This is a genomic window from Capnocytophaga canis (genome assembly GCF_000827555.1).
In the GTDB taxonomy this organism is placed as follows: Bacteria; Bacteroidota; Bacteroidia; order Flavobacteriales; family Flavobacteriaceae; genus Capnocytophaga; species Capnocytophaga canis.
In genome coordinates this window covers 1-22683 of sequence record NZ_CDOI01000148.1, presented here as the reverse complement: position 1 = coordinate 22683, position 22683 = coordinate 1, and the positions used below count along the sequence as shown (strand labels likewise).

The 22683-nt window shown below is 34.7% G+C and carries 16 protein-coding genes; 7 read left to right on the top strand and 9 right to left on the bottom strand.

The genetic code is table 11. The annotated features are described in order from the left end of the window. Positions 1 to 7: 7 nt before the first annotated feature. The 5 genes from CCAND38_RS05980 to CCAND38_RS05960 all read right to left on the bottom strand — a co-directional run bounded on the left by CCAND38_RS05980 (position 8) and on the right by CCAND38_RS05960 (position 5934). The gene (locus CCAND38_RS05980; RefSeq protein WP_042344357.1) at positions 8 to 1105 is read right to left on the bottom strand and encodes a BF3164 family lipoprotein; all 1098 of its coding nucleotides are present in this window, start codon (positions 1103 to 1105) and stop codon (positions 8 to 10) included. Between the two features lie 89 nt (positions 1106 to 1194). Continuing rightward, on the bottom strand, positions 1195 to 2289 hold the full coding sequence (locus tag CCAND38_RS05975) for a BF3164 family lipoprotein (protein ID WP_042344355.1): 1095 nt from the start codon (positions 2287 to 2289) through the stop codon (positions 1195 to 1197). 32 nt (positions 2290 to 2321) lie between these two features. Next, positions 2322 to 3488, bottom strand: coding sequence for an ATP-binding protein (locus CCAND38_RS05970; protein ID WP_042344353.1), 1167 nt, complete (start codon positions 3486 to 3488; stop codon positions 2322 to 2324). A gap of 120 nt (positions 3489 to 3608) precedes the next feature. Beyond that, a complete protein-coding gene (locus tag CCAND38_RS05965) occupies positions 3609 to 4667 on the bottom strand; it encodes an efflux RND transporter periplasmic adaptor subunit (RefSeq protein ID WP_042344418.1) in 1059 nt (352 codons plus the stop codon). 67 nt (positions 4668 to 4734) lie between these two features. Beyond that, complete coding sequence (locus CCAND38_RS05960; protein ID WP_042344352.1) at positions 4735 to 5934, bottom strand: DUF4934 domain-containing protein; 1200 nt, start codon at positions 5932 to 5934, stop codon at positions 4735 to 4737. 275 nt (positions 5935 to 6209) lie between these two features. Between CCAND38_RS05960 and CCAND38_RS05955 the strand changes: the two genes are divergently transcribed. The 3 genes from CCAND38_RS05955 to CCAND38_RS05945 all read left to right on the top strand — a co-directional run bounded on the left by CCAND38_RS05955 (position 6210) and on the right by CCAND38_RS05945 (position 11139). Beyond that, positions 6210 to 8240 carry a protein-disulfide reductase DsbD family protein gene (locus CCAND38_RS05955; protein WP_042344351.1) on the top strand — a complete coding sequence of 677 codons (2031 nt, stop codon included), beginning with the start codon at positions 6210 to 6212 and terminating at the stop codon, positions 8238 to 8240. A 190-nt stretch (positions 8241 to 8430) separates the two neighbouring features. Continuing rightward, complete coding sequence (locus CCAND38_RS05950; protein ID WP_042344349.1) at positions 8431 to 10089, top strand: S41 family peptidase; 1659 nt, start codon at positions 8431 to 8433, stop codon at positions 10087 to 10089. A gap of 516 nt (positions 10090 to 10605) precedes the next feature. Then, positions 10606 to 11139, top strand: a complete 534-nt coding sequence (locus tag CCAND38_RS05945; protein WP_042344348.1) for a hypothetical protein — start codon at positions 10606 to 10608, stop codon at positions 11137 to 11139. A 175-nt stretch (positions 11140 to 11314) separates the two neighbouring features. Here CCAND38_RS05945 and CCAND38_RS05940 read toward each other — a convergent pair whose 3' ends face one another. From CCAND38_RS05940 to aroB, 4 genes are all read right to left on the bottom strand, one after another. Continuing rightward, a complete protein-coding gene (locus CCAND38_RS05940; RefSeq protein ID WP_042344346.1) occupies positions 11315 to 11725 on the bottom strand; it encodes a DUF4293 domain-containing protein in 411 nt (136 codons plus the stop codon). A gap of 190 nt (positions 11726 to 11915) precedes the next feature. Beyond that, the gene (locus CCAND38_RS05935; RefSeq protein ID WP_042009047.1) at positions 11916 to 12815 is read right to left on the bottom strand and encodes a PorP/SprF family type IX secretion system membrane protein; all 900 of its coding nucleotides are present in this window, start codon (positions 12813 to 12815) and stop codon (positions 11916 to 11918) included. Between the two features lie 5 nt (positions 12816 to 12820). Next, positions 12821 to 15409, bottom strand: a complete 2589-nt coding sequence (locus tag CCAND38_RS05930) for a reprolysin-like metallopeptidase (protein ID WP_042344343.1) — start codon at positions 15407 to 15409, stop codon at positions 12821 to 12823. Continuing rightward, a complete protein-coding gene (aroB, locus tag CCAND38_RS05925; RefSeq protein ID WP_095894524.1) occupies positions 15406 to 16470 on the bottom strand; it encodes a 3-dehydroquinate synthase in 1065 nt (354 codons plus the stop codon). The genes CCAND38_RS05930 and aroB overlap by 4 nt, the downstream gene beginning before the upstream one ends. Before the next feature lie 219 nt (positions 16471 to 16689). On the opposite strand from aroB, the gene CCAND38_RS05920 reads away from it, so the two are divergent. The 4 genes from CCAND38_RS05920 to CCAND38_RS05900 all read left to right on the top strand — a co-directional run bounded on the left by CCAND38_RS05920 (position 16690) and on the right by CCAND38_RS05900 (position 22468). Further along, positions 16690 to 17871, top strand: coding sequence for a proline dehydrogenase family protein (locus tag CCAND38_RS05920; protein WP_042008996.1), 1182 nt, complete (start codon positions 16690 to 16692; stop codon positions 17869 to 17871). A gap of 5 nt (positions 17872 to 17876) precedes the next feature. Beyond that, positions 17877 to 18332, top strand: a complete 456-nt coding sequence (smpB, locus tag CCAND38_RS05915; RefSeq protein WP_042344341.1) for an SsrA-binding protein SmpB — start codon at positions 17877 to 17879, stop codon at positions 18330 to 18332. 830 nt (positions 18333 to 19162) lie between these two features. Further along, positions 19163 to 21247 carry a phosphate acetyltransferase gene (gene pta / locus CCAND38_RS05905; RefSeq protein ID WP_042344339.1) on the top strand — a complete coding sequence of 695 codons (2085 nt, stop codon included), beginning with the start codon at positions 19163 to 19165 and terminating at the stop codon, positions 21245 to 21247. Between the two features lie 18 nt (positions 21248 to 21265). Beyond that, positions 21266 to 22468 (top strand): acetate/propionate family kinase, encoded by a 1203-nt coding sequence (locus CCAND38_RS05900; protein WP_042009002.1) that lies wholly within the window; start codon positions 21266 to 21268, stop codon positions 22466 to 22468. Positions 22469 to 22683: the final 215 nt, after the last annotated feature.

Sequence of the window (22683 nt, the reverse complement as noted above, 5' to 3'; positions counted from 1 at the left end):
TTCCTATTTATTTTTTAAAATGGTAAAACGTAAGTATTTTACCCCCTTCTTCTAAATGCTTCATCAAATCACCAGAAAGTGTTGGTTTTTCTTTCAAAACATCGTAAACATCGATATCCATCCAGCCAACAACCCCATTATCAAAAGCAGCTGTTGGTAGAATGATGTCTGTTGAATACATTTTTTCAGGCAACCATTGAGTTATTTCACATTTATCTTCGTTCAAATCATATAGTAAAGTAGCTTTACTACCCTCATAAAAAATTTCACTTACCAAATATCTATTATGAATCAGCAATGGTGCACCTATCAGATAAGCAAAATCATTTTCTTTTCTAACTTCCACCAAGGTCTCATAGCTGTTTTTTAAGTCATTAGGTACTTTTTTAGTTCCAAAATCAAAGACATAGGTAGAAGCTATCGCACCAGTCTTATTCAACACAAATACAGAATCATTGACCGTTCTGTTAAATAAAATATGCTCTTGTGAAGGCTGAAAAACGGTAGGCGTTCCGTTGTCGTCAACGTATTCTTTTTGGAAATTTAGTATATTTTTCTGATCTGCAAAATCAGCGGATGTCTGCACAAGTAAAGGCTCTTTTCCATCCCCTTTCGCCAAAGCAAAAAGAAATTGTTGATTTGGCAATACCTTAAAATTTTTACCTACAAAAGGAGTTTTTTTACTTTCGATAAAATTTCCCTCCAAATCATAAGTCAACATTTTCTTTTGTCTTCTATCGTATAAATATACATGCGAATCATCTACATCAAAATCTTGTAAACGAATATACTCATCCGATGCTTGTCCTTGATTGCCTATTTTTCTTATAAAATTCCCTGATTTTGAGAAACATAGAAGCGAGTTGGATTGGTGTAAATCCAAGATATAAATACAATCGTTTTTAATGATTACTTTCGATAATTCAGAAAACAAAAACTGTTCATCTTCTTGAATAGGAAGATACGTTATTTTCTCAATAACTTCTTGTTTTTCAGAATCTTGAATTTTTAAAATACGTATTCCATTTGTTTGATCTTGCTTTTTGTCTTCACAAGAAAACAATCCGATTGCAAACAACAACATTAGTAAAATTGTTTTTGTCATGTTTCTGTAATTTATTGATTATTAGCGGTTGTAATTTAAATGTTTGCTGTTTAAAAGCATACTATATGCGTATGCCCCTATTATAGACACTACTCTAACTCATATCGCATTAACGTATCCAATTCCTCTCCCTCAGTTACAGCGTATAATTTTTTATTTTTAGCATCCCACGCTAATAATTGGGAAGGCAATTCCAATTCAATATTTTTGATGTGATTTCCCTCCCAATCAAATACCTGAATCACATCATTATGAAAGGAAGAGTATCCTTTGTAGGAAGTTAGGTTTCCATTTTCGTTATAAAAAGGATTTTCGAGCATTACATACAAATATTTTTCTGTTGGAAAAACATTCTTTACCCCCTGCGGATTATGTCTATCACTATCCTTTATTTTAGAATTTAATCCATCAGGATATGCTTCATAGATGGGCTTTTTATCTAAAATTATTTTTCTGTTTTCTACCTGATATTCCGAATTCAAGGTAAAAGTTTCCACATACTGACCAAACCCACAAGCATATACATAAATTGATTTACTCGGATGTTGGTATATACTAGCATTTATGCCATAAGCACCTTGTTTGATAATGTTATCCCCTTTGTAATCATCTTCAAACCACATTCCCGTTGGTATAGATTGCTGTTTTGCAACATCAACTACCGTTAATATATTAGCCTCTCCAGTTTCTCCACCTATGTACATAACTCGCTCATCATCCAACCACAGATACCCATTTAGATACTTAGTTGGATACATTCCTATTATGGGTAATTTGCTGTTTTCCAATTTATCAATGTTAAAATCATTTATGGCATCCTTACGTATATGCAACATTTTTCCATTTTGAGTGAAATCACAAAATGACAAAAAGGTTAGTGAAGTGGCATAAAAAGGAGCTAATAATTCCTTAGGACCTCCGCCTCGGTTTAGTATTTTTTGGGAGAAAATTATCTCTTCATTTTTCAAAATATACATCTCGACCAATGATTCGCCACTGGGACTTGTCACCAAAGCAATCGAATCTTGAACAACGCCGAGAATCCATTTTCCTACAAAATCATCTGCTTTGATTTTGGTTCCCGTTAGCTTTTCGGTTTTAATCTGTTTGCGCTGATTGTCAACATCTTGACAAGAAAACAAACCCAGCATAAGTAAAAATGCAGATAAAATTCTTTTTGTCATGTTTCTGTAATTTATTGGTTTTTATCCAATTTTCAAAAATGAATATTTCTAAAATTAACCATTCCGTTTTCAGATGAATGGACTGTTAATTCTCCATCGTAAATCACTTGGGTAGAAATCACTTCTTCTCCTAATAGATTCTTGATATAGTCTAAATTCTTTATAAAATTCTTATTGAAAAGCTGTGCTGATTTTATTTCATAAGCCTTGATTTCATTGGCTTTTTCTTCTATCAAATCCACTTCTTTTTGGTTTTTATCCCGATAGAAATAATAGTTTGGTAAAACCCCTTTATTAAACTTATTTTTAAAAAACTCTAAAACTACCATATTTTCAAACAATACTCCCCGTAACGGATGCACCGCCAATTGTTGTGGTGTTTCTATTCCCAAAAGAAAACACGCCAACCCTGTATCGTAAAAATATATTTTAGGTGATTTCACCAATCTTTTACCTATATTTTTGAAGAATGGAGGCAAACGGAAAACAATGTACGATGCTTCCAAAATGCTAAACCATTCTTTAAGTGTGGGCGATGAAATCCCTATTTCGTTCGATAAAGCATTTATGTTCAATTCTGTCCCTACGCGTCCAGCGCATAACTTCATAAAAGTTTGAAAGTTAGATAAGTTTTTGACCTTCATCAATTGCCTCACATCTCGCTCTATGTAAGTGTTGTAATAATTTCGGCTAACGTCTTGGACAGGGATTTTCTTCGCCCAAACAGCTGGATACCCACCATTGATAATCAATGTGTTAGTGTCTGTTCTATATGGAATATCTCCTAATTCTTGTAGCGAAAGAGGCAACAGCGTAAAAACGGAAACTCTACCTGCCAAAGATTGTGTGATACCTTGCATCAATGAAAAATTGTTGCTCCCCGTGAGAACAAATTTTCGTGAATTATCCTCATCTACAACTACTTGAATATACGAAAGCAATTCAGGAACATTTTGAACCTCATCAATGATTAACCCTTTTGGAAATTGTTTCAAAAATGCTTTCGGATTGAGCATAATTTGTTCTCGTAAAGCAATATCTTCCATATTCACATAGTGATAGGAAGGAAAATTCACCTTACAAAGGGTTGTTTTTCCCGACTGCCTCGGCCCTGTAACTACCAAAACTGAGTAAAAATCACTCAATCTTATGAGCTCACTGGATAATTCTCTTCTAATATTTATATTAATATTCGACATTTTTAAAGCGCAACTTTAATTTTGTCCAAAAATAATATATTCCACAAATATATACAAGATTCTCGTATTTAATTTTCAGGCATTTTTAAAGCGTAACTTTAAAAATGTCAATATCTTAACTTATTTTTTCACCACCACAGGCGATTCGTGAGCCAAATTAATATTTCCTGAAACGATAATTGGGTCGCCTTCTTTGAGGGTTTCTCCTGTTATGGTGTACTCGGTGGCATTCTCCAAACCTGTTTGAACGTAGTTCCAAAAGGCTTTTCCGTCTTTCAATGTGAAAAGAACTTTTCGATTGGTACGCAGAACGACTGCCGATTTGGGAACTACCCACTGTTTTTCCAATGCTCGGAAAATACTTACGCGAACGCTCATTCCTTCCACCATTTTCGGATGATATGCCACAGAGGCTTTCAGTTGTACCATTCCGTTTTGGTCAATCCACGGATTGATTTCGGTGATTTTTCCTTTGATTTTTACATCAGGGATTGAAAAAGGTATCACTTCCACCTCGCCTCCTTTTTGTACGAACCCTAATTCACTTTCCATAATAGGAAAGCTGACTTCCATACTGTGCAGATTCACGATATTACAGAAGTCTTTTGACATATCAGGATATGTGTTGGGCTTACTATTCAGGTTGGCGATTGTTCCGCTGATGGGTGCGTACAAAGTAACACCTTGAAGTTCGTTTTTAGCCATTTTGTAATGACTTAATGCTTTGTTGTAACCGCTTTTTACTTTTAGAAGTTCCATTGTTTGCGGAGGGACATTTGCGGAATCTTTCAGCTTAAACCCTTGACCGATAAGCATATCTTGCAACTCCAAACGGGCACGACTTACATCGTCTTGGGCTTGTTGTAATTTGTTTTCAAAAGAAAATCCATCCAAAGCAGCGATTATCTGACCTTGGGTTACGTTATCACCATTCTTAACCAAAATACGAGCAATCTTTTCGTTAGCTTTGAATTTGAGACCTACCATTTGTGAGGCGTGTATTTTACCGTTGCTAACAAGTTCGTGCGTAAATGGCTTAGATTGTAATGGCATAACGGTTACTTCCGTAGGCGATTCGGGAAGCAACTGCTGTACGTTTTCTTCTTTTGCGTTCGTAGTATCTGTTTTACAAGATAATAAAAAAATTAAACCGATGGTAGATAGTATTATTTTCTTCATTTTTTTTGGATTTCTGAAAATAGATTGATATAAGGATAAAAACATGTGTTCGTGACTTTTCATAATGTTAAAACTTTTTCATTCTAAAAAAAATCAATACAGGATTATCGTCACTTTTAACTTTTCTTAATTTATCAATTTCGGGTAGGTACAGACTGTCTGTTGCATTTAGAAAATGTTCGTTATTTTTTATAAAATCATCTTCCCCAAACCAAGTTAAAGTCATAAATGTATCCTCATCTTCATTTACAGCTCTTACTATTTTGCCTGTAAAAATGTAGTACAGCAAAGGCATATTTTTCCAATCTTTACCCAACATAAAGACTTGATTTTTTGTTTCTTTATCAATATATAGAAAATGCCTGGTCATATTTAGACCATATTCAACAAAAAGAGTACGACTATTTTCGTAATAGTTAACACCAAAAACCTTTCCTGAGTCAACCAAATCCTCTGTGAAAAATATATCGTCAGTAGGCTCTATATTTTTATCTCCAAAATCAAAATTATATTTAGGTTTCAATTTTGTTCCAATGATTTCGTACGTATAATGATAAATTGAAGGGGTTATGTAAGTTCTATCATCATACGTGTTAAAGTAGTGATGTTTTGAATAATTAGATTTTTCAGGAGCTCTGTTGTAAAATCTTTCTTGATGTGGAAAATATAGTTCTTCAAGTTTTGAAAAATCATTATTTACCAACAGTAAGTCACTTTTCTCAGATGTCAAAATATTAATATCATCATATACCGCATAGATGGAATCATTAACGCTATAAATGTTCAACCCATGAAATTTTGTCCTAACTGCATTGATAAACCGTCCGTCTGCTGTATATTTAATCACTTTGTGCTTGCGTTCATCGTATGTACAAATATTGTTTGTTTTTTTTTCTATTGCAAAATCAGTAATCTCTGTATATTCTTCTGGACCTTGACCAACGGCATGAATCTTGTTTATAAACTTCCCTGTATTTGCTTCAAATATCAATATCTTATCTCTATCACAATGTAGATAAACCTTATTGTTGGCTACAATTACTTTCTCAATTTTATTTACCAAAGCATCTCTCCTTGTTTCTAAGGGAACAACCCTACAACTTTCAATGTAATCATTCAAATCAGTCGTTTGATTACTTTTTTTATTCACAGCATCTATTACAAACGTTTCTGCCCCTTCGTTATTCCAGACTACAACTGTTCCTTTTTTACTCTGTTGGCAAGAGAAAAAAACTAAACAAAAAAGTATTAAAATATTCTTTTTCATAATATAAAATCAAAACTGCCGTAAAAAATTTACGACAGTAATTATATGACTATTCGTTAAATACGCAATTTTTGTGAGTTTGATTATCCATAGAATCTAATTAATTTCTTTCAAAAAGAAACTATTCATTGGAGCAAATGTAAAAAATTTTCGAAACAAATCAAAACTTTATTTTGTTAAGTGGTAGCCACTTCAATAAAATCAAGAATATTTTTGTTTTTTTCCACAAAAAAACTAATTTTGTCGTTTGTTATTAAAAAAACTTTTGTGATACGATGAAAAAAATATTAACTTTCTTATTATCAGTTAGTTTTATTTTGGTAAATGCTCAAATTTTTGATCCTGTCAAATGGGATACCAAAGTAGAAAAAATTAATGACCAAGAATATGACTTGGTAACTACTGCTACAATCGACCAAGGATGGAAACTTTATTCACAAACAATTCCACCAAATGGTCCTGTTCCTACAACTTTTGAATACATCAACGATGGTACTTTTGAATTGGTTGGTAAAACAGTTGAAACGGGTTCGGTAGTGAAGCACGATGCTGTTTTTGATATGGAAATCGGCTTTTTCTATAAAAATGCAACTTTCAAACAGCGTATAAAAATCTTAAAACCTTTATCTTCCATTAAAGCTGGTGTGGAGTTTATGGTATGTGATGATGCTAACTGTTTGCCTCCTGATACGGTTGATTTAATGTTTATCTTTAGTGAAAACACTGGTTCAACCGAGGCTAACCAAACGCAATCTGTGGACAATTCCAACGCAGCTATTTTTTCTTTAGAAGGAGATGATAAAACTTCAAACGACAAAACAGTTAAGGAGGAAACACAAAAAGTGGAAGAAAATGACAATAAAAATGTTGCAAACAAGGGACTTTGGAGTATTTTCTTTATTTCGTTCCTTTCTGGGTTCGCTGCTTTGCTCACTCCGTGTGTATTTCCGATGATTCCAATGACTGTAAGTTATTTTACAAAGCAAAGTAAATCGAAAATCAAAGGTATCAGAAATGCTATTTTCTACGGATTATCAATTATTGTAATTTACGTTGTGTTGGGGTCAGTAGTAACTGCAATTTTCGGTGCAGATGCTTTGAACGCTTTGGCGAGTAATTTCTGGTTTAATATTATATTTTTCTTGATATTGATCTTCTTTGCAGCTTCTTTTTTAGGAGCGTTTGAATTAACCTTACCCAGTTCGTGGAGTACAAAAGTGGATGCGCAAGCCGACCGTAGTGGTTTGGTGGGTATCTTCTTTATGGCTTTGGCATTGGCTATTGTTTCATTCTCTTGTACAGGGCCTATCGTAGGTACATTATTGGTAGAAGCAGCTTCTAAGGGTGGTATAGCTCCTATTATTGGTATGCTTGGTTTCTCATTAGCCATTGCATTGCCATTTGCTATTTTCGCAGCTTTCCCAGGATGGTTGAATTCATTGCCAAAATCAGGCGGATGGTTGAATACTGTAAAAGTCGTTTTAGGATTTTTAGAATTGGCTTTAGCTTTCAAATTTTTGTCGAACGCAGATTTAGCTTATCAATATCATTGGCTTGAGAGAGAGGTGTTTATAGCGATTTGGATAGCTGTTTTTGGAACATTAGCCTTGTATTTATTCGGAAAAATCAGATTACCTCACGATTCTCCTGTAGACAAAATTTCGGTAGGACGTTTGAGCTTAGGTCTATTATCCTTAACTTTCACGATTTATATGATACCTGGACTTTGGGGAGCTCCACTGAACTTAATTAGTGCATTTCCTCCACCACAACACTATAGTGAGTCGCCCTACGGAGTAGGATATACTAAAACAGGAGGCATCGTATCAAGTCAAGAGGACAGGCTACCCGAAGGAGCTCATCTGTTGGAACCTCACAATATTTTAGCTTTTGACGATTATGAAACAGGAATAGCATATGCAAAAAAAGTGAATAAACCTATTTTGTTAGACTTCACAGGTTGGACATGCGTAAATTGTCGTAAAATGGAACAAAACGTATGGGCTAAACCGCATATACTTGACATATTGAAAAACGATGTGGTGTTAATCTCCCTTTACGTGGATGATAAACGACCACTTCCTGAAAATCAAATAGTTGAATCAAAGTTAAAACCAGGTAAGCAAATTAAATACATAGGTCAAAAATGGAGTGAGTTTCAAACAGTTCGTTATAAAGCTAATTCACAACCTTTTTACGTGCTGATGAACCACGATGAGAGTAATCTTATTGATCCGATTGGCTACACGCCTGATGTTGATGAGTTTCATCAATGGTTAACGAAAGGAGTGGGGGCTTTCAAATAGCCACTCGGAACAATGAAATTTGTATATAGATAAAGGGTTGTCCGAGAAGTCGAGTTTGGCATCATGATTTTGCCTGTTAGTTTTCCTTCGTATTTGAAATTCTGAGAAATCGTGTGTAGGAGTTCCTTTTTCGTGCGATGGAATCCCAAAATCATGTAAGAACCACTTTTCAGACAACCTCTTTTAGTATATGAGAATAAAAACATACATATTGCCCATTATCATAAGTGTCATTTTGGGAATAGGCATTTTTCTTGGGCGTGTTCTGTCCGATTTTTATATCCAAGAACCTCTTCCCACACCAACTCCTGTGGTAGATATTGACTCTATTGTTGAAAGTCCAAGTAAAAAAAAACTTGGGACACTGATTGATTACATAGAAAATGATTATGTAGATAAAATAAATCCTGACAGTATTGTTGAGTTGACTGTTAATGGGATTTTATCAAAATTGGATCCACATTCAAGTTATATCTCAAAGAGAAACATTCAAGAAATTTCAGAAAACATCAGTGGTAAATTTGTAGGTGTAGGCATTAGTTTTTATATGTATAAAGACACTATTGCGGTAATGAAACCTATCGAGGAGAGCGACGCTTTCAGTAAAAACATTCAATTAGGCGATCGTATCTTAAAAGCTGACAATGACACTCTTTTTGGTAAAAAATTAACTTCAGAGATGGTTCGCAATACATTCAAGGGAGAAAAGGATTCAGAAGTACTTTTAACCATCTATCGTAAATCCAATGATAGTATTTTTACGCTCCCAATAGTTCGAAAACATATTCCTATTAAAAGTGTAGATTGCTTTTATAAAGTAAACGATACCTTGGGGTATATTCGTATGAATCGCTTTGCTGAAACTACTCATCAAGAGTTTAGGTCTGCTTTACAAACACTTATAGATAAAGGAATTAACAGCTTAATTTTAGATTTAAGAAATAATACCGGAGGACTACTGAATGTAGGAATTGATATTAGTGATGAATTTTTAAAAGAAGATAAGATGATTGTTTTCACTAAAAACAATCGTCAGGAAATTGATGAAACCTATGCAACTGGTGGAGGTATGTTTGAAGAACAGCCTGTTTTTGTATTGGTAAATGAGCAAACAGCCTCGGCAAGTGAGATTGTTTCAGGAGCTTTGCAGGATAACGATCGCGGTGTAATTATCGGACGACGCACTTTTGGTAAAGGGTTAGTACAGAGTGAAATGCCTCTACCTGACGGGTCTGCCATACGATTGACCACAGCTCGTTACTACACTCCAACAGGAAGGTCTATTCAAAAGCCTTACAGCAGAAAACAAATTCGTAATTTCCAGCTAGATAGCTCTAAAATTCCTGATTCACTGAAGTTTACTACGCCTAAAGGTAAGGTAGTTTACGGAGGAGGAGGGATATATCCAGATGTGTATCTGCATTCTGACATCAAGCCTGAAACCTATTTGGTCAATGAATTACTTAATTCAGGATTGACAAATTTCTTTTTATTTGAGTATTTGGATACTTATCCGAAAGTTAACGTAAAACCGGAGAAGAGCAGCTTTATTAAGGATTACAAAATCTCCAAAGAAATGCTGAATGCATTCTCTAAATTTCTGTCTAAACGAAAAATATTTATTGACTTCAAAAAAAACAGAGATGATATATCCAAATATCTGAAAGCAAGTTTAGCTGAAATTTGGTATGATGATAATACAGCGGGAATGCTCCGTAATCAAGGTGATTTGTATATTGAAAAGAGCATGTATTATTACAAGGGTGAACCTGCCAAACGAAAAAAAATAACAAAAAAGAAAGTTGTTAAAAAAACTACTTCAAAAGAGGATTCAAAAAAGAAAAATTAAAAGTCAAAAAGGCGTGTTGTAAAACAATCGAAATCAATAAAGAAATTTTAACCCTTATTAAGTCCGAACAAAACGATTTATTGTATATTACTTCTGTTTTATACTAATGGCATTAAGAGAAATAAATGAGAAGGTAAAAGAAGGACTAATTATAGGAAGACCAAAAGGAGTTGGAAATAGACTTACACTTGCTCGTTTAGAAAAAGATTTATTATGGTAAATTGATAAAGATGAGAATTCGGAAAATGTAGTAACTGATGAAGTTGATGTAATAACCAGACTTGATTAGGAACAATTTAGGCAATAGCTATTGCAGAGCTAACTCACTCAGAAGAAGCTGTCTCGGGCATTATAGAAGAATTGTTGTTGGATATTATGACTCTTTTAAAATCATATGAAGATGCGAAGAACGTATAGATTCCTCAAGAAAAAATAACTTTGAAATATAAAAAATACGATGACTGTCTACATTTTTGTAGAGCCCAAAGATATTTGGATTACTAATAATACAAAAATATGATAGGATTAAAATTAACAACAGATAATAAAACTTTCTTTGCCTCTCTCAAAGAAGGTTCTATTGGAGTAATTATCAGTAGAATGATACGAGATACACGAAATTGTGTCAGCGTAAATTTTGGTGGATATGATATGCAAACGGAAACTTATCCACTTTGGCTTCTTCAAAAATTATTTTTAGGGGCTAAATTTACTGTAAAGGTAGAAGAAATCACTGTAAATTCTCCAATAATACAACGAGCTCCAGAAATTGAAAGTCATTTTTTTGAGCATCCTAAGAACATTGGTGTTGAACTAACTTTAAAAGAAGAGAAACTATCGGCAGTAGTTGAAAAAGGAAGTATTCATTTAATTGTAACTGTGTTGAATAAAGAAGATAAAACAGAAATTGATTTAGATTTTTTAGCAACTAATCACTCCAATAATGGAGATATAACAAAATATTGGTGTAAAAAAAACTTACAATTAGGAGATGAGTTTATGATTGAAATTAAAGAAATTGAAAAAATGACATTGCCTGTTCAGTCATAATTTCAAACACCCTTAATTGAGGCTAATTTTTTTATTATGAAACATGTTCTATCTTTTTTCTGTTCAGAAAAAGGCGAAAAATTAGAAATAGCCTCTAAAAAAACTTTATCAATAAAAAAACCTAAGTAAAAACTTAGGTTCTCTTAACGCACTAACACTACTAAGATTATAGGCTTTATCGCAATCGATCTGCTGATTTTACCAGATCTTCGTCCCGTCGGATAGCCTTATTAGCTAAAAACAAAAAAACGATAGAAAGGACGGGTAAGAAAATCCCAACACCCTTCTCAGAAATTCCACTTTCTCCGGATGAACTTAGCACTCGATATACAAATATTCCTAGTAAAGTAAGACTTATAAGGATATTCAGTCTATTCAAAACAAACTGAAGTTGCCTTGTTTTATATTTAAATATGGCATATACAGCTAAAACAGCTGATATTCCAAAAAAGATACCACTCAAAACATCGTCTAAGTATGCATAAACAGACTGCTGATTTTGCACATATAACGAAAATATAAACGGCAGAATGCCTCCAATTATGAAGACAAGTAGCATATAAATTGTTTGTACTCTTTGAATCATCTCAAAAATTTGAACGTGCAAATGTAAATCTTTTTATTCGTTTTACAAAGGTTTTTAGTGTGTTTTTTTCATTATTTGCTCCTGTCTAGAGACCCTTTTTCGAACATAACTCTTTTTTTGTGTGACATATCGAAGATAGCTTTTCAAGGCTATATGCTGATAGTCAGACTACTTTTCTAATTTTATTGATTTACCATTTGAATTGTACCAAAAATTCATGAGAGCTTCGTGCATAGATATTCAGCTGTGGCTGTGAATTGTTTTCGTAGCCATAACCCACAACTACATAATACTTTGGTATGTGGAACATAATATAGGCATTAAACGCTTTATCCGTTCTGTAAGTCAATCCTAATTCACTGTTTTTCAGGTAAACTCCTGCTAAAGTCAGGTCAAATGACGGACTGACATCTTTCACAAAACGAGTCTGCAACATTGGTTTTAGAGTAAATTCTGGAGAGAGTTTCCAAAAATATCCTGCCAAACCATAGATATGAAAACGTTGGGCCACTGAAGTCATTACGTCTTCTTTTACTTTAACTTCTTCCGATGCCAATAGATTGGGAACAGACAATCCAACATAAAAATCACGATGCTCATAGTAAGCTCCTGTCCCTATATTTATTTGGAATTTCCCTGATATAGTCTGTAAATAAGGATCGTAGTAGGTGTTATGAGGAGAGGTATAAGTTCTGATCCGATTTCCGTCTATATTAAAAAAATCACCTCCAAATTTTAATCCTCCGTACAATTTGCTGTATTCATTTATGGGTATGGCATATGCAAAATCGGCATATAATCCTGCTTGTTTTTGGATAAAAACTTTATTATTTTGAATTGAAAAACCGACACTCACACGCTCATTGATTCGGTGTGTGGTCAAAAGAGTCTGACTTTGAGGCGCTTCAGTATCTCCTTGCCACTGATTGCGTATGTCCACTGAAATGGTATGTCCTTTCTCTTGGCCTGTAGCCGCAGGATTTACCAAGTTTTTATGTTGATTATAAAATATGTGTGTAGGATTTTGTGCATATATGTTTATCACCGATATAAATCCAATTAGTATTATGTAATATATTTGTTTTTTCATCGTATTTAGTAATTTATAAATATCCAACCTTTGCGGGTATACATTTCTGTATTATCTAATGTAAAAATGTAAAAATAAGACCCCTGAGGTACTTTCTTTCCGTTGCTTCCCATGCCACTCCATTGATTTTTATAACCTTTAGTTTCATAAACCAATTGTCCTAATTGATTGTAGATGCGTAGGGTACTATTCGGATATTCCTCTGCCCTGAGAATAGAAAAATAGTCGTGTATACCATCATTATTAGGCGAAAAAGCATTGGAAATCAAAACATAATCCAAAGACGTGTCAATATCATTAGCTATGCCATCACCATCTATGTCATTGTCGCACAGATCCCCTATGCCATCGTTATCCAGATCTGCTTGATTCGGATTGTAGATTTCTGGACAATTATCACTGTCGTTCGGCACACCATCTCCATCCAAATCATCATCACAAACATCACCAATACCGTCTCTATCCAAATCCAATTGATTGGAGTTGGATTGTCGTGGACAGTTATCATTATCGTTATGAACCCCATCTCCATCCCAATCATCATCACAAGCATCTCCTATTCCATCTCTGTCCAAGTCTTCTTGATTCGGATTTGCCAATTCAGGGCAATTATCTGCATTTGACATAATGCCATCTCCATCAACATCATCGTTTTCCTTGATGGTAATCGTACTTTTATTAACAGCCAAAAATATATTCCCTTCGGCTTTAATCATAAATTTCCCTTGATTTGTTATCGGAATACTCGGAATTGTAATTTTTGCAGTTCCATTATTAGGAATACCTGTAGCTAAAGTATGAGAAAAAGTAGCTCCTCCATCTTCGGAAAACAGAACTGATATTGTTTTTACGTTGATGTTATCACTATCAGTATTGGCCACGTCCCAACGGATAGTTTCGGTTTGCCCTACGTACCAATTTGATGGAGTAGTATGAGAAAGTACCGAAAAAGGCCCAGCTTTGTCATTCACCACTACTTGTATCGTTTTGTAAGTTGTATTCCCAACAGTGGTTGCCGAAGTATTCCTATCGGAAACCACAAACGACCAGTTCAAGGTACGTCCCACATTAGTAACAGTTTCCCAAGCACTATTTTGGGCAGGATGCGTTTGAGTTAGCTCTCCCGAAACGATGCGACTCAATCGCGGAATATAGCGTTTTGAATTTATTGAAGGAGGTAGCGAACGTGCTATTGCACCGGTCTTTGCATTAGGCGAAAAACTATACGAATTTGTTCGACTATCGGCTTGTTCCCATCTGTAAAGCAAAGTATCTTCATCAGCATCAGAAGCTGTTCCTTCTAACAAATAAGCTGTTCCTTTGGGGATTGTATAACTCAAAATATCGTGAATTTCAGGAACAGTATTTCCAGAATCTGTAATAATAGCACATCGTTTTTCTTTGACGTTTTGCATGATGTCATAAATACTCCGATGATGAAAATAGGCATCTGACCGTTGTTGTAAATTTTGGCTCATCAACACCCCTGCATATCCCATAATTGTTGAACCACTCCCTGGCTCAACTTGTGAATCTGTACCTTCATTATCATACGAAAAGGTATGGTATGCTCCCATTTGATGTCCCAATTCATGACAAAAAAGATCTATTTCGAAATAATCTGGAGAAACTTTAGAAAAATTAATCGCCGAAAAGCCTGCTCCTTTTTTACCACTTTCACACACACAACCTATACAACCTGCATTTCCACCTACATCTTCATGATGAAACAGATGTCCTACGTCATAATTCACAGAACCCACCTGATTATCAAATAATTCTTGTAGAATCTTAGCTTCTTTTAGATTGCCCTGTTCATTCAACCATTGGTCATAATTGATATTTTTTAAAGGATCCGCAGCTTCTGTATCAAACAGAATATTTTGGTCGGAAACCAATTGAAACTGAATTGACATTTGCGAACCATAAACTTGATTAACCCGATTGATGGTGTTTACAACCTGAATCAAAGCATTGGATTTTCCTCCAAAATATTGTGTGTACTCATGTGTCGCTGCTATGGCAATCCGAAAGGTACGTACCTTATTTTCAGTGCTATACGTAGCTCTTTTTGTAAGTTTTTTTTCTGAGGCAAATGCTTGAGTAGTACATTTTATGGGATTTTTCTCGGTCATGTCACGGTGATATACTTCATAAAGAAAACCTTCATCGTCAGTAGATTCGATGAAAGAGTAATGAAAATTTTCTTCCATGATTGCATTTAACCCACGAGGCGACCAAGTAATTCGGATGCTCCTCAAAGGATTAGTTACTGAAACCCCCGCAAAAGTTTTTATATGAGGATATTTTTCCTGTAAAACGGACGAAAGTACCTGTGTTTCCTGCAAACGAAAAGATTCAATATCTCCCTCTCCATTGGGTATATAAACCTCCGCTATTGATTTACTGGTTTGTCTTACATTTTTTAAAAGAGCTTTTGCAAAAGCCTCTTTATCAAGCCTATAATAAAATTTCCCTTCTTTTTGTTCCCGTTTTCCTGTGGTATTATTGGGTTGCCAATAGCTTTGTGCATTAAGACTACCAAAGAACAAGATAAAGAACATATAGATTATATTTCTCACCGCAATTTTCATGAACGATAGTATTCAAATGCTTTGTAAATCAATTCATTACTTACCTTACAATCCAATTTTGGTTGTGAAATTTGTTCTAACAGCACGAAATTAATATTGCCATATGAATTCTTTTTATCAAATTTTAACAAATCTATTATTTGATCTATTTCTTCTTTTTTAAACGTATGTTTTTCAAAATATTGATTGAATACATTTTTGATTTCTAGAGCCTTTTCCTTTGGAAAATACAACAACTCGGAGGATAGATATGTGGCTAAAATCATACCAATAGCAATTGCTTCTCCATGCAAAAGTGCTTGTCGAGACGAATTTTGCAAACAATACGATTCGATAGCATGTCCTAATGTATGTCCAAAATTGAGAGTTTTTCGCAAACCTTTTTCAGTTGGATCTTGCTTGACAATATTATTTTTAATTTCGACTGATTCGTAGATGAGTTGCTCTAAATCCTCTATCGTTAATTCATCCAGTTTAAGCATTTTTTTCCAATACGTTTCGGACTGAATAAGGCCATGTTTAAACATTTCAGCCATGCCACTACGCAACTGATCAGCGGGAAGCGTTGCCAAAAATCGGGTATCAATCATCACTCCCTTCGGATTGTTAATCACTCCTATTTGATTTTTTAAAGCTCCCAAATCCACTCCTGTTTTTCCGCCTACGGAAGCATCTACCATCGCTAATAAACTCGTTGGAACATTCACAAAATCAATTCCCCTCATATAGGTCGATGCTACAAAACCGCCTAAATCCGTAACAACACCTCCGCCTAAATTGATGAGTAAACTTTTGCGATCAGCTTCCAATTCCGACAGTGCAAACCACACTTGAGAGCAAGTATCTATGTTTTTAAACTCCTCACCCGCCTCAATCTCAATGATTTCAATCGGTGTTTCTGTTGCCATATCCGCTAAAAACAACGGCAAACAATAAGTGTTGGTATTACTATCTACTAAAATAAAAATTTTAGAATATTTTTTCTCTTGCAAAAGTTTATTCAGAAAATAAAAACTACTTTCGCTAAAATAAACAGAATAACCTTGTGATTGTATATTCATTTCTCGTTTTTGATACATTAACTTTGTATGAAGAGGACAAATATACTCTTAAAATTTAAGTAAAACAAACTTTACTATAAATAAAAAAAACACGACTAAAAATGAGTAAAAGACAAAAAAAAATCATACCTTTGCCCTCGGTGGAAAAAATGATCTAAAATCATTAAACCTTTCATCTATTTATTAAAAATCAACTATTTAAAATACTTTAAAGAAAAAATGGCTACACGTTTTAGCGACACTCAAACTGCATTCGCACTGAAAGATAATTTTGAATTAGGAAGAGCTTATTGGCTTTTTCGTTTTATTGGGAATAATAGCCTTATTGGTATCGGTACAACTATGACTAATTTGTCTTTAAAATTACGTCTTCCAGTGGAGTGGCTCATCCGAAAAACAGTCTTTAACCAATTCTGTGGAGGTGTTTCTGAAGAAAATTGCAAACCCGTTATTCAAAAAATGTATGAAAAGGGAGTTAGTTCCATCTTAGACTATTCTGTTGAAGGTAAAGAAGACGAGGCTTCGTTCGAAGCTACATTTAAGAAAACAATGGAAATCATTGATTTTGTACACGAAAACAGAAAACAAGGAACTCCATTCGCTGTATTCAAACCAACAGGATTTGGAAAAATTGATATATATCAAAAAATATCCGAAAAACAACAACTTACAGATGAAGAGCAACAAGCATGGGAGCGTATCGTAGAGCGTTTTGACCAAGCCTGTGGAAAAGCAGCCAGCTACAAACTACCAATAATGATTGATGCTGAAGAAAGTTGGATGCAAGATGCTGCCGATCAGCTCATTGAACAAATGATGCAAAAATACAATAAGGAGGAGGCTATCGTTTACAACACTCTGCAAATGTACAGACATGACCGATTGGATTACCTGAAAGGACTACACCAACGTGCAATTGAAAACGGTTTTTACATCGGAGTGAAAGTGGTTCGTGGTGCTTATATGGAAAAGGAAAATGCAAGAGCTCAAGAAAAAGGATATATTTCCCCCATCTGTATTTCAAAACAAGCAACAGACGACAATTACAACTCTGCAATTGTCTACATTTTAGAGCATATTGACCGAATTTCTCTGTTTGCAGGAACTCATAATGAGAAAAGTACGGGATTAGTAATGGATTTGGTAGAGGAAAAAGGCTTAAAACATAATGACAAACGCATTTGGTTGGCTCAACTTTACGGAATGAGCGACCATATCAGTTTCAATGCAGCTAAAATGGGATATAACGTAGCAAAATACCTACCATTTGGCCCTGTACGTGAGGTAATGCCTTATCTGATTCGTCGTGCTCAAGAAAATACTTCAGTCGCAGGACAAACAGGACGCGAATTGACGCTCCTTAAGCGTGAATACGACCGAAGAAAAAAACAAAAGAAATAGAAATTGTGCAGAAAGTCATCAACATACTTAACAAAAGAGCCAAATTTGAATACGAGATATTGGATAAATATCTAGCAGGAATAGTGCTTGTAGGTACCGAAATTAAATCCATTCGTTTGGGCAAGGCGTCCATTGCTGAAAGTTTTTGTGAATTTAACGACAAAAATGAACTTTTTGTCATCAACATGAATATTGAAGAATATGCCTACGGAACACATTACAACCACAAACCAAAGAGTGAACGCAAATTACTTCTTCAAAAACGTGAATTAAAAAAGCTAAACAAAGAAATCCGAAATACAGGTCTTACCATTGTTCCTTTGCGTATGTTTATCAATGACAAAGGATTAGCAAAGGTGGAGATTGCTTTGGTTCGCGGTAAAAAGCTATATGATAAACGCGAAACAATTAAAGAGCGTGACAATAAGCGTAATCTGGATAGAATCAAAAAAATACGGTAAGACACATTTCCTTTTGGTCGTATTGTAAAAAGTATGATGATATAAAAAATTGATAATCAGGGAAATGTAGTTATTTTGTTGAATGCAAATAAGAATTATACTGTATCGCCCTGATTGTCAAAGCACGAAGATAGTGAAAAACGGGAAAAATCTTATGGAAAGCAAAAATATTTTGCAAAGATTGTCATCACCAATTCATCGGCGACCATAATTTGACCTGTAAAGCTTGTTTATCAATGATTTACCAAAATGTTTTGATTTCAAAGAAACTTGAAAATCATTTTAAAGCCTTTGAAATTGCCTTTTTTACATCAATTTCGGACATATTTAATCATCATTTTTGGAAAACATGACCCAAAATTAATTTCTATTGAGTTACCACACGCTATGAAAACAAGTGCAAAACACTGAAATATAGTCTTTTATTTAAAATATTTAAAGCCTCCATTAGGTAACGATTTAGAAATCTAACTTTGTTTTTACCCGTCAAATTACCCTATGCCTTGCTTTCCAACATTTCTCTGATAAAAAATAAAGCCCCTTATAATGTTTATATTACAATTTTTTGCTTAGCTTCGTCGTTTAGTTTTATTTTCAAAACAAAAATAAGAGGGCAGAGCGTTCAAGAAATCGTACCGAAGCTTAAAATGAAAAGAGAACGGAAAAATATCGAAAATTTAAGTATTGTTCTTTCCATGAAAATCCGTACCTTTGCATAACTTTTTCAGCAGTATGTTCATCACTTTCGAGGATTGGTACATATTCATGATGAATGGTTAGATTTATACCCAAAAGACAAAAAATAATTCCAAACAACAAAATAACAATTTATGAACAAATCGGTTTATATCATCACTTCTGATGCCTACAGTGGTAAATCGTTGGTAACCTTAGGAGTGATGCAGATGATTATGCGAAATACGGCCAAAGTGGGATACTTTAAACCTATTTTGGAGAGCAAAACTCAAAAAGATAATCATATTACAACTGTACTTTCTCATTTTCAGTTAGATATGGACTATGAAGATGCTTATGTCTATACACGTAGCGAGGTGACAAATCTCCAAAATAAAGGAAAAATCGGAGAGGTGTACGATACGATCATCAAGCGTTACAAAGCATTGGAAAATAAGTTTGATTTTGTGTTAGTTGAGGGGACAGATTTATTAGAAGACAGTAATGTTTTCGATATTAAGTTTAATGCTTCGTTGGCTCAAAACTTAAATATTCCTGCATTGGTAGTTTTAAAAGACAGCTTTTTGTCAGAGGATGAACTTGTAAATCAAATTCAAATTGAGGTAAACACCCTTTTGGAACAAGAGGTACAAATTTTGGGAGTGTTTGTTAACAAAGTTAAGAATTATAATGACAGCGTAAAACAAAGACTCGAAAAGGAATTTAAAGACATTCATTTTACGTTTATTCCACGAGAGGAAGATTTGAGTCGTCCTACGTTGAAAGAAATTGCTGATGAGTTGGGAGCTAAATTCCTTTACAAAGGAGACGATGTCAACATGATTACTAAAAAAACAATCATCGGAGCAATGCAATTGCATAATTTCTTGAATCACGTTTCAGAAAGTTGTTTGGCGGTAATCCCTGCCGATAGATCGGATTTGATTGTTGGTAGTTTAACAGCTCACATATCGTCCAACTACCCTCGCATTGCTGGTTTGGTACTTTCTGGAGGCATTGTTCCTGAGCGTTCAATAATCAAAATTTTGGATGGAACACAAAAGATTATTCCAATAATGCTTTCAAAATCAGGTACTTTTGAAACGGCTACTCGTATTGGAAATATCAAATCTAAGATATATCCTGAAAGTGCAGAGAAAATAAAATTATCAATTCAATTATTTGAAAAATATGCTGATGTGAGTAGTTTGAATGCTCGTATTTCATCATTCAAATCGGATGCTATTACACCACGTATGTTCCAATACAATATGGTTCAGAAAGCACGTAAAGCACAGAGACATATTGTTTTACCTGAAGGAACAGACGATAGAATTCTAACAGCAGCTTCTCAATTAGCAGTTGATGAATTGGTGTATCTGACTGTTTTGGGTGATGCTGAAAAAATCATGTCACGTGTTAATGAATTAGGTTTAAAATGGGATGAACGGCGTATTTTTATCGTAAACCCCGTTGAAAGCCCTAAGTACGAGGAATATGTGCAGAAACTTTACGACATTCGAAAGTCAAAAGGGTTGGAGCTTTCACAGGCCAGAGATTTGATGCTGGACGTATCCTACTTCGGAACGATGATGGTTTTTGTGGGAGATGCTGACGGAATGGTTTCAGGAGCGGTGAACACTACGGCACACACTATTCGTCCGTCATTGCAGTTCGTGAAAACCAAACCTAATGTCAATACAGTTTCATCTGTGTTTTTTATGTTGTTGAATGACAGAGTTTTAGTTTATGGAGATTGTGCAATTGTTCCTAATCCAACCGCAGAGCAATTGGCAGAGATAGCAATTTCCTCAGCAGAATCGGCTAAGGCCTTTGGTATTGAACCGAGAGTAGCGTTGTTGTCCTATTCTTCAGGAAGTTCAGGTACAGGGGCCGATGTGGATAAGGTTCGTACTGCTACAGAAATCGTCAAATCCCAATGTCCAGACCTTTTGGTCGAAGGCCCTATTCAGTACGATGCAGCTGTTGATCCAAAGGTTGGAAAAAGTAAAATGCCAAATTCAAAGGTAGCAGGTCAGGCAAATGTGTTGATTTTCCCAGATTTGAATACAGGAAACAATACTTACAAAGCGGTTCAACGCGAAACAGGAGCTTTAGCTATTGGCCCGATGTTGCAAGGATTGAAAAAGCCCGTAAATGATTTAAGTCGTGGAGCTACGATTCCAGATATTTACAACACAGTGCTAATTACAGCTATTCAATCCGTTATGGAAGAATAATTTTATCAATATACAAAAATGGAAATATTAATAATTAACTCAGGAAGTTCATCGTTAAAATATCAACTGATAAATTCAGAAACAGGTGATTCAATTGCCAAAGGACTTGTTGACCGTATTGGGATCGAAGGCAGTTTAATAAAATATGTAGCATTTAAAGACGGGAAAGAATACGAAACTAAGAAACAAGTGCCAATTCGCAACCATGAGGAGGCAATGAAACAGGTAACAGATGTGCTTTCAGATGCCGAAATTGGTGTTATTTCTGATGCGGATGCTATTCAAGTGATTGGGCATCGTGTGGTACATGGAGGTGAAAAATTTGTACAGCCAACCATTGTAACCGAAGAAGTGAAGCAGCAAATAGAGAAATTAATTCCCCTTTCACCTCTTCATAACCCAGCATGTTTGGAAGGTATTCGCAGTGCTGAGAAAATGTTTAAAAAAGCACAACATGTTGCTATTTTCGATACTGCTTTTCATCAAACACTACCTGCTAAGGCGTTCCGTTATGCCATTCCAAATGAGTACTATGAGAAACATGGAGTTCGTGTGTATGGTTTCCATGGGACAAGTCATAAATATGTAGACTCTCAAGCTCGTAATTATTTGAAAAATAACAATATAAAGAATATAACGATTCACTTGGGTAATGGTTCCAGTATGGCAGCAGTAAATGAGGAAGGTCGATGTATGGATACTACGATGGGACTTACGCCACTTGATGGATTAGTGATGGGAACCCGTTGTGGAACAATTGATGCAGGAGTCATTTTTTATTTAGCGAATCAACTGCAAATGACTACTGATGAAATCAATACCGTCTTGAATAAAAAAAGCGGGATGTTGGGACTTACGGGAAGTTCAGACGCTCGTGACGTATCCGATAAATATTTCGCAAACGACCCTAATGCCGTTTTGTGCTACGAATTATACGCCTATCGTATCAAGAAATTTATAGGTGCTTATGCCGCAGTCCTCAATGGACTTGACAGTATTACTTTCACAGCAGGTTTGGGCGAAAATGACGATTTAATTCGTTTGTTAGTATGTCAAAATTTAGAGTTTTTGGGTATTGAAATAGACGAAGAGAAAAACAAAACTCGAAATAGACCCAAACAAACTGTTGAAATACAGAAAGATAGTAGTAAAGTGAAAATATTGGTCATTCCAACCAATGAAGAGCTACAAATCGTAAACGAAATTAAATCGTTGTTGTAGTTCAATTTCGTTGTTATATTTTTAGGAATGAATTCATAAAATTCGTTTCATTAGCCTACCTCAGTTTGCAGATCTATGTATTTACAATAGATTTACAAAGTGAGGTAGTCTCACAAAATTTGATTTTTAAAAATAATTACAAAATAATTACAAAATAATTACAAAATAATTACAAAATAATTACAAAATAATTACAAAATAATTACAAAATAATT

Excerpts from the sequence above, each read along its gene's own strand:
- CCAND38_RS05970 (WP_042344353.1), bottom strand. The coding sequence starts at position 3,488 with ATGTCGAATATTAATATAAATATTAGAAGAGAATTATCCAGTGAGCTC.
- aroB (WP_095894524.1), bottom strand. The coding sequence starts at position 16,470 with ATGAATATACAATCACAAGGTTATTCTGTTTATTTTAGCGAAAGTAGT.
- CCAND38_RS05975 (WP_042344355.1), bottom strand. The coding sequence starts at position 2,289 with ATGACAAAAAGAATTTTATCTGCATTTTTACTTATGCTGGGTTTGTTT.
- CCAND38_RS05955 (WP_042344351.1), top strand. The coding sequence starts at position 6,210 with ATGAAAAAAATATTAACTTTCTTATTATCAGTTAGTTTTATTTTGGTA.
- CCAND38_RS05960 (WP_042344352.1), bottom strand. The coding sequence starts at position 5,934 with ATGAAAAAGAATATTTTAATACTTTTTTGTTTAGTTTTTTTCTCTTGC.
- CCAND38_RS05945 (WP_042344348.1), top strand. The coding sequence starts at position 10,606 with ATGATAGGATTAAAATTAACAACAGATAATAAAACTTTCTTTGCCTCT.
- CCAND38_RS05935 (WP_042009047.1), bottom strand. The coding sequence starts at position 12,815 with ATGAAAAAACAAATATATTACATAATACTAATTGGATTTATATCGGTG.
- pta (WP_042344339.1), top strand. The coding sequence starts at position 19,163 with ATGAACAAATCGGTTTATATCATCACTTCTGATGCCTACAGTGGTAAA.
- CCAND38_RS05980 (WP_042344357.1), bottom strand. The coding sequence starts at position 1,105 with ATGACAAAAACAATTTTACTAATGTTGTTGTTTGCAATCGGATTGTTT.
- CCAND38_RS05930 (WP_042344343.1), bottom strand. The coding sequence starts at position 15,409 with ATGAAAATTGCGGTGAGAAATATAATCTATATGTTCTTTATCTTGTTC.
- CCAND38_RS05965 (WP_042344418.1), bottom strand. The coding sequence starts at position 4,667 with ATGAAGAAAATAATACTATCTACCATCGGTTTAATTTTTTTATTATCT.
- CCAND38_RS05940 (WP_042344346.1), bottom strand. The coding sequence starts at position 11,725 with ATGATTCAAAGAGTACAAACAATTTATATGCTACTTGTCTTCATAATT.
- CCAND38_RS05920 (WP_042008996.1), top strand. The coding sequence starts at position 16,690 with ATGGCTACACGTTTTAGCGACACTCAAACTGCATTCGCACTGAAAGAT.
- CCAND38_RS05900 (WP_042009002.1), top strand. The coding sequence starts at position 21,266 with ATGGAAATATTAATAATTAACTCAGGAAGTTCATCGTTAAAATATCAA.
- CCAND38_RS05950 (WP_042344349.1), top strand. The coding sequence starts at position 8,431 with ATGAGAATAAAAACATACATATTGCCCATTATCATAAGTGTCATTTTG.